The sequence below is a fragment of the Streptomyces calidiresistens genome, assembly GCF_014141525.1.
In the GTDB taxonomy this organism is placed as follows: Bacteria; Actinomycetota; Actinomycetes; order Streptomycetales; family Streptomycetaceae; genus Streptomyces; species Streptomyces calidiresistens.
This window is the reverse complement of sequence record NZ_VKHS01001263.1, coordinates 1-1,028: the sequence shown is the minus strand read 5'-3', so window position 1 is coordinate 1,028 and position 1,028 is coordinate 1. Positions and strand designations below refer to the sequence as shown.

Sequence of the window (1,028 nt, the reverse complement as noted above, 5' to 3'; positions counted from 1 at the left end):
CCCGTCGCCCCGGCCCGCCCGGGCCGCTCGCGGGGTGGCGGGTCGCCGTCACCGGGGCGAGCGGGTTCTGCGGGGGACACGTGGCCCGGGCGGCGGCCGACGCCGGGGCGGAGGTGCTGTGCCTCTCCCGGCGGCCGGGACCGGTCGGCCGGCACGTGCCCTGGGACGCCTCGCGGGACCGCCCCGACCTCGCCGGCGCCGACCTCGTCGTGCACTGCGCGGCCGAGGTGGGGGACGCGCCGGCCGGGTCCCCGGCGGAGGCGCGGATGGTGGAGGTGAACGTCACCGGGACCGAGCGCCTGTTGGAGGCCGCGGGCGCCGCCTCCGGCACCCCGCCGGTGCTGGTGTGGATGAGCAGCGCGAGCGTCTACGACCCCCGTCCCGACCGCTCCCGGGTCACCGAGGACCACCCCGTGGCCTCGGGGCACCTGAACGCCTACGGCCGCACCAAGGCGGCGGGGGAGCGCCTGGCGCTGGACGCCGGGGCGGTGGTGCTGCGTCCCCGCGCGGTGTACGGGGAGGGGGACCCGCACCTGTGGCCCCGGCTGCGCTCCCGGGTGCGGGCGGGCCGACTCCTGCTGCCCGGCCCGGACGTGCCGCTGAGCCTGACGGCGGTCGGCAACCTCGCCGACGCCTGCCTGGCGGCCCGGGAGTGGCCGGCGGGGGCGTACAACGTGGCCGACGCCGAGCCGTACCGCAGGGACGCGGCGATCCGGTACGTCCTGGCCGCGCACGGGGTGCGGGCCCGGATCCACCGGGTGCCGCTGCCCGTGGCCGGGGCGGCGGCGCGGCTGGCGGAGGCGGTCGGGCGCCACCGGCCGGACCGTGCCCCGGAACTCTCCCGGTACGCGGTGGACCAGCTCGCCCGGCCCGTCGTCCTGGAGATCGGTCGGGCGCTGGCGACGGGGTGGCGGCCCCGGCGGGGGCTGACGGACGAGACGTTCGGTCGCACCGCCGCGCCCCCGCGCGCTCCGGGGAGCGCGCGGGGGCGCGGGAGGTGATCACGTGCCCTGTCTCTTATACTCATC

The 1,028-nt window shown here is 79.9% G+C and carries 1 protein-coding gene; it reads left to right on the top strand.

The genetic code is table 11. The annotated features are described in order from the left end of the window. A partial coding sequence (locus FOE67_RS26775) for an NAD-dependent epimerase/dehydratase family protein (RefSeq protein WP_194444825.1) occupies positions 1-1,001 on the top strand: 1,001 nt, incomplete at its 5' end. Positions 1,002-1,028: the final 27 nt, after the last annotated feature.